This is a genomic window from Variovorax sp. WDL1 (assembly GCF_001541225.1).
Taxonomy (GTDB): domain Bacteria; phylum Pseudomonadota; class Gammaproteobacteria; order Burkholderiales; family Burkholderiaceae_C; genus Variovorax.
Map to the genome: position 1 here is coordinate 48,537 of NZ_LMTS01000247.1, position 6,611 is coordinate 55,147.

Here is a 6,611-nt window from a genome sequence, read left to right on the forward strand (position 1 = left end):
GATGCCGACACGGATCCGGCCCGATGCGCTTCCGGCGACGGAAGTGACGGCCCGTGTCATCTCTTGCGTCAGCTCGTGATGCAAGCTGCTCCAGCGTTGCCGGACCAATTGCTCGATACCTTGGCAGTCCTGCAGGGTCACGCCGTTGGCGTAGACCGCGCGCTCGAGCATGGGTGCCCGTTCGCCCAGCGTGTTGGAGACGGCGGCCAGCAGGTGATCGCGTGCGTTGTCGCCGAAAAAGGCCAGCATCGACTGCAGATCCTTCGCGGGCACGAAGGCGTCGGCGGTGATCTCGACGTGGCCTTCGTGCTCGGCCACCATGTTCAGGCGGGCCAGCTCGTCCAGGATGGCGCGATGGTGCATGTTGCCGCGGCTGGCTTGCCTGGCTACCGTCTCGAATGAAGGCACGCCGGCTTCGGCCACGACGGGCAGGCGCCGGTGCTCGGGATGCTCGGCCAGCATCTGCAGCCACAGGGTGAAGGTCTTGGCGGCCGCCGACATTTCGGTATGCGGCAGGGTTTCGCCCAGTTCGCGGACCTTGGCCGTGACGGCCTTGCGGTTGAGCCCTGTCGAAACCGAGAGCTGACTGATGTTGGGGCTTTTGACGCCCTGGGCCTGCCAGGAACGGCGCGCCTCGTCCAGCAGCAGGTCGCGCAGCAATTCCTCGAGATGAGGATGCTTGACTCCCATGGCCAATGCGAGCCGGACTACCGGACGCATGACGCGCGCGCACGCTGCAAGTGTCCAGGCGAGCTGGTTTTCCATGTCAGTGAGGGGCCCGCCCCATGCCTATGCTCCGTTGTTGTTGTGGGGCCGAAGGGGACTCGGCCGGCCGATTTTGCATGTCGCCGAGCATCGCATGAAAAATCACTCGCCCGCCCTCAGGCGCAGGTGCCGAGCGCCGTCCGCGTGATCGATGCCCGCCCGGTGGCACTGATCTTGACCACGCGTTCCTGGCCGCCCACGCTGGGGCTTGCGCGGCAGATGGTAAAGGTGGCCTGGCTGGCGCCGACACCGGTGGACTCGAAGGTCAGCGAGGTGGCGCCGCCGCCTTCCGTGAGCTTGTAGCCCGCGGCGGCGGCCGGCTGCTGGTGGATGACCGTCGTGCCGCTGAGCACGATCCAACCGGACTCCCAGCCGCCGGAGGTGCTGCAGCTGGTGCCGTTCGCGGACACGCACATCGTGACTGGGGCGTTGCGCTTGATCGCCTCCGTGCGAGCCAACTGACTGCCGGACAGCAGATCGGTGGCATAGGAGGTCAGGCGGTTGGAAAGCCGGATTCCATCGAAGGATGGCACGGCAACCGCGAGGAGAATCGCCAGCACCGTGATCGTGACCATCAGCTCGATCAGGGTGAAGCCGCGCCGGCGGCTGCCCGGACGGTGTCCGAGCTTGACCGCGCGCGGGCGATGGACTGCAGCGTTCACTTCTGGATGAACCAGTAGACCCGGCCCTTGGGCTGGCGGAAGGCGGCTTTGCCGACGGCTTCCTTGGGGCTCAGCACGGAGTCCCGGCTGCCTCCGATCACCACGTCGCGCTGGCCGCCGTTGTCGTCTCTGACCCGGCCCACGAAGGGAGACGGGGCCAGACCGCCACCGACGATGACGTCGGAACGCGTCCCTCCCTGCGGAGGGGAGGCGTCGAGATAGGAGACGTTGTAGACGCTGGCGGTGCCGAGGTCGGCGCGGCAGGTCTGGCTCTGCCTGGAGGGGTCGGTCGGTATGTGGGTGCTGAACGTGGTGGTGCCATAGGCCGTGACGGACGAGGTCACGACCTGCTCGCCCGCCGCGAGCGCCAGGTACCAGCCCTTCTTGGCCGCCAGTTCGGTGCCGGTCGGCGTCGCCGTGCCCGTGATCGCCACCAGCGACTGGTGGCACAGCACCTTCACGGAGCCACAGCGTGCGGGCTCGGCGTTCAGCCAGGTGTCGTCGGAGGGCTTGTCCACCAGCATGTAGAAGCGGTTGGCAACGGACAAGGCATTGCTGTAGTACTGGAGCGGCTTCTCGCGGTCGCCCGAACCCAGGAGCAGCACATAGACCCCGTTGTCCTCGACGACGTCGGGGCCGAACATGAACTTGCGGTTGGGGGTGCAGCCCACGGCATCGTCGCAACCCAGTGAGGCGAGCGTCATCATGGTCCAGGCGCCGGGTGCCGCGTCCTTGATGTCGATGCGGTAGACATTGCCGCCGAGGTCTGCTGCGTAGGCGTACTTGGCCAGGCCCGTGGCATCGGTAACGATCGTGACCTCGCCGGACACCGCGCGGTTCGTGGTGAAGGTCTTGAGCACGGTACCCTGGTTGGCATCGAGCACATAGACCTTGTTGCCCTTGGTGCTCGAACTGCACGCTTTTGCGGGGTCGTTCGTGTCGACGTCCTCGCATTTGTCGTAGCCGCCGCCGAAGACCAGCAGCGGTCCGCTGCTGTAGCCCGAGGCTTTGACGACCTTCGGCGCCGACCAGGTCTGGCCGATGCCTTCGAAGCCGGTGTCGCACCCGGTGTCGTTGTCCTGGTTCGGGCAGCCCTTGCGCCACTTGAGCGTGGGCGCCGTCGGATTCGACACGTCGAAGGCATAGAGTGCGCGTCCGCCGCGGCGCATGGTCGCGAACAGCCAGGTATCGCTGCCCTGCCGGTAGGCGGAAACCGGGCCATCCATGCCATAGGGCTTCGGTGCGGCGGCGCCGGTGGTCGTGGCGGCGGTCTGGGGATAGTTGATGCGGACCGTGTTGTCGCGCAGCCGCTTCAGGCTGCCGTAGAACTCCGGCGGGATGAACGACCACAGCTCGCTGCCGGCAGGGGCCGAGCCGAACAGGGTGCTGGTCGTGCTGCGATTGCCGTTGACGGCGCGCAGCGCGCCGTCGTTGCCGCCATAGAACACCACGACTTGTGGCGCAGCATCGGTGCCGTAGTTGATGGCTACCGGGCGCGAATGGACCACGTCGCCATGCACCGATGGGCGCATGTCGGGGTAGGTCAGGGGATTGCCGTTGGAATCCTTCAAGGGGTTGCCGCTGCTGTCCAGCCTCTCGTCGCCCTTGTTGTCCTCGCCGCGGACCCAGTTGACCAGGGTGTTGCGGTCGGCGTCGGTCGCCACGCCGACGTCCGAGCGCGACACGTTGCCGGTGCTGAAGTCGATCAAGCCCGTGCAGGCACCGGGCGCGCAGGTCTTGACGTTGCGGGCGGCCACGGTCATGTGTCGCAACAGATAGCCCTGGGCGCCTTTTTCCACGATGTTGCCGTCGGGACTGTCGGCGACTTCCTTGCCGATGCAGTCGCCGGCCGGACGGAAACTCCAGTACTTGTCGGTGTCGCTGCGCGCGGGGGTCCAGAAGCTGCGTGCGCAGGGAGCGATGAAGCCGGTTTCGGTGTTGATGGCGTTCGCATCGTCGGCATCCTGCAGGATCAGCTGCTTGTTGCCATCCAGGCCCAGCTTGTACTGCTTGAGGTTGCCGTTCCAGCGGGGCAAGGCGTCCTGGTCGGGACGGAACATGCCGACGAACACCTGGTTCAGGTAGGTGCCTTGCGTGTTCACGCTCACGGGCAGGCTGACCGAGGAGAACACGCTGTTGACGGACTGGATCTTGCTGAAGATGTCGTTGAGCGCGTCGCCCAGTGCCGCGCCCAGGTCGGGCTTCGAGGTCAGGTCGTAATACTCGCCCTTGCTCTGGCCGGCCATGCTCTTGAGCAGCGCGGTCCAGCCGGGTCCTTGGCCACCGGTCGCAGCGGCGGCCTCGATGGTGTAGACCTTCACGCCGAGGCTGGTGTTCAGGAACTTGGCCCATTCATCCGCCATGTTGTCCTGCGATCCGCTGGGGCTCAGGGTGATGGTGTTCGTCGTGCCGCCGGCAGCCCGCAGCGCATCGGCCGCGGTCTTGGTGTCGCTGGTGTTGTCCTGCGGAGCACCGTTGCTGATGTAGATGACGTAGGTGCCAGTGCAGTGGGCCGTGTTGGGGCTGTTGTAGGCCGTGCCGTTGAATGCGCCCAGGGCATTGCCAGGCAATGCGTAGATGGCCGTCGATGCCGCGGTGCCCGTGACGTTTCCGGTGTAGTCCGTCTTCAGCTTGTTGTTGCCTGCCATCGGCTCGCCGCCGGTGAGGTAGCGGTGGATCTCCACCATGGTCTTGCCGACCTTGCCGCCATTGGACTTGTCGTTGAGCTTGTCGAGCCTGCCGGGACTGTCCGCGCGAAACAGTGCACCGTACTTGACCTTGGTGCCATCGTCCAGCGTGCGGACAGCGGCGCGTACATAAGCTCCGTCGACGTTCGAATTGCCATTGCCCGTCTCGCTGAACATCATCAGGCCGACGCGGAATCTGTTGGGCTTGAGGCTTGCGAAGGCGCTCGCCAGAGCAGTCATTTCAGCCTCGAAGGGCTGGTTCCAGTTGGCCGTGTTGTCGAGCACGAAGATCACGTTGGGAAGATCCGTCACGGCCGGGGTGTAGCCGGTGAACAGGTCGATGTCCTCCGCCCGCGCTGGCGCCGCCAGCTGCAGCACCAGCACGGCAGCGGCCCACAGTGGTTTGAGAAAGTTCTTTTTCATTTGTCGAACCTGTTCATCGTCTGATCACAAGAAAGAACCCCTCAGGGGCAGAAAGCTTCGAACTGCGCCTGGCTCATGAGCACGCGCACGCCTTGACGGACCGCTGTCGAGCCGCCGGTGGCGGCGTCGGTCACGGTGGTGCTGATGTCCCAGACCGCGTTGTATTGATCCGGCAGCGCGGTCAGTCCCGAGCCGCTGGTGGAGCCGCCGCCGGTGATCCCGCCAGGGCCGGTCGTCGTGCCGCCGCCTCCGCCCGAGGCCTTGGTCACCCGCGCGCAGGTGGGTGCTGCGACCTGCACGGTGTAGTCGGTCTTCCCATCGTTGTTGATGTCGACCAGGCTGACGGTCGCCGTGGGCGCCACCATCGACGGGCTGCCGTCCGCATTGGGCGGCAGCAGCGAGGCGGCGACTTCCTCGATCGCTCGGTTGGCTGCGGCGACGGCCTCGTTGCGCGTCTGCATGTTGCCCACCGACTTGAGGTTGGAGATGCTGACGTTGAAGGCGACGACCACGGTCAGCGTGATCAGCACCAGCATGATGAGGCCGACGATCAGCGCGGCGCCGCGCTGTCGGCTCGTGTGGTTGGTTCTCACGGAGGCGTCTCCCTTCGGCCTGCGACGTTGGTCAGGCGCACGGTGGTGGAGAACACGTGCCGCTTGTACTGGTCGTTGTACGCGGGAAGCGCCGCGGCGCTGCCGAGCGTGTAGGTCTTGCTGTCGGTATGGCCCGGCGAGGGCTCGATGCTGCGCGCCAGCAGGTAGAGCTTCACGGCGACCGTGTTGATCAACTGGTCCGCCGTGCATGGGGCGCCGGTGGTGCAGCGCACGAACGCGCCATCGGGGCTGCCGTCTCCTCGATTGGTCGGCGTCGTCTTGTTGCTGGCATCGAGCCAGTTGATGGCCTGGGTGTAGTCCACAGCGAGGCCGGTCTTGCCGAGCGTATCCAACCCCAGTTCCACGCGGAAGCCCTCGATGCCCTCGATCAGCGCGACCGGCTCCGGATAGACGGGTGTGCCGCCCGCAACGTCAAGGCGCGCGCGCACCAGTGTCGGGATACCGTCGCCCTCCGTTTCGGCGTAGTCCCGGACGTAGTAGATGTCAGAAATGAACCTGCGCTTGGGTGCGGCCGCGGTGCAATCCTTGCGCAGGATGCTATTGAAACCTGCGATGTTCAGCTCGAAAGTCGAGGGCGTCTGTGTCGCGCACAGCGACGACTGGAAGTACAGCCTGCCTGCGACGTCCGCTTCGCAGTTGGATGGCGCTGCCGACGGGAAGCAGGTTTCGGCATGACGCACCACCAGCACATCGGAATCGGCCTTCTTGTGGGTCACGATCGCGGCGCAGCCGGCGGGAACGTCCTCGTAGCTCTGAACGGGAATGTCGAGCAGGCTGCGTTTGTAGAGTTCGGTCCAGTTGGCGGCCGTATAGGCGAGGCAGGGGTCGGGCGCCGCGCCGGTCGGCACGTCGGCGGGTACGGTGGTCAGTGTCAGGTCGTCGAACTGGGGCATGTAGTTTTCCCAGAAGCCCGCGTGCGCAACCTCGTTCTCCAGGACATGCACGGCAAGCCGGCCGCTCTCGATCTGGCGGTTGACCTTGACCATCTCGCGGTTGGAGCGCGACACGTTGAGGTAGAGGGTGATCAAGGCCGCAACGATGATCAGCGTGATGGCGATCGACACCATCAGCTCGATCAGGGTCAGGCCGCGCTGAGCGGCAGCGGCATGCCGGCGCAGGAAGTGATCGCGGGATGGCACTTTCATGTGAGTGATCCGATGCGCACCAGCGTCGTCACCGTGCGGCGGCACAGGTCGTTCTGGCAGCGCGATGCTGCATCGCCGTTGTAGAGGTCCTTGCCGCACGCGACGCCCTCGGACGGCGCGGAGATCGGCACCAGGCCTTGCCAGGCGACCGTGATCAGGTACTCGTTGTTGCCCAGGTCCTCCACGCAGCCGCGGCCGCCGATCACGGTTCCCAGCTTGCTGGTGCCGGAAGTCTCCGCCGCGCCCTGGAGCGCATTGCACCATTCGGCGGCGTCGACCTGCTGGCGGCTGCCGGTAGCGGCCGGACAGTTGCCG

Annotated in this window: 5 protein-coding genes and 1 pseudogene; all 6 read right to left on the reverse strand. The window is 65.8% G+C overall.

Annotation, left to right across the window (positions count from 1 at the left end; all coding sequences use genetic code 11):
- Nucleotides 1–765, reverse strand: a 765-nt coding sequence (locus APY03_RS30565) for a DUF6502 family protein (RefSeq protein WP_068683109.1), incomplete at its 3' end; no start/stop codon positions are given.
- 116 nt (nucleotides 766–881) lie between these two features.
- Nucleotides 882–1,427: a GspH/FimT family pseudopilin gene (locus APY03_RS30570; RefSeq protein WP_232081121.1), complete on the reverse strand. Its 546-nt coding sequence runs from the start codon at nucleotides 1,425–1,427 to the stop codon at nucleotides 882–884.
- Nucleotides 1,424–4,537 (reverse strand): pilus assembly protein, encoded by a 3,114-nt coding sequence (locus tag APY03_RS30575; RefSeq protein ID WP_068683015.1) that lies wholly within the window; start codon nucleotides 4,535–4,537, stop codon nucleotides 1,424–1,426. The genes APY03_RS30570 and APY03_RS30575 overlap by 4 nt, the downstream gene beginning before the upstream one ends.
- Before the next feature lie 41 nt (nucleotides 4,538–4,578).
- Nucleotides 4,579–5,130, reverse strand: a complete 552-nt coding sequence (locus APY03_RS30580) for a pilus assembly PilX family protein (protein WP_068683016.1) — start codon at nucleotides 5,128–5,130, stop codon at nucleotides 4,579–4,581.
- Entirely contained in the window at nucleotides 5,127–6,296 is a 1,170-nt protein-coding gene (locus APY03_RS30585; RefSeq protein WP_068683018.1) for a PilW family protein, read from the reverse strand. Before APY03_RS30585 ends, APY03_RS30580 begins: the two co-directional genes overlap by 4 nt.
- Nucleotides 6,293–6,611: pseudogene (locus APY03_RS44830) on the reverse strand (pilus assembly protein); the annotation flags it as partial. The gene APY03_RS30585 and the pseudogene APY03_RS44830, both read right to left, overlap by 4 nt.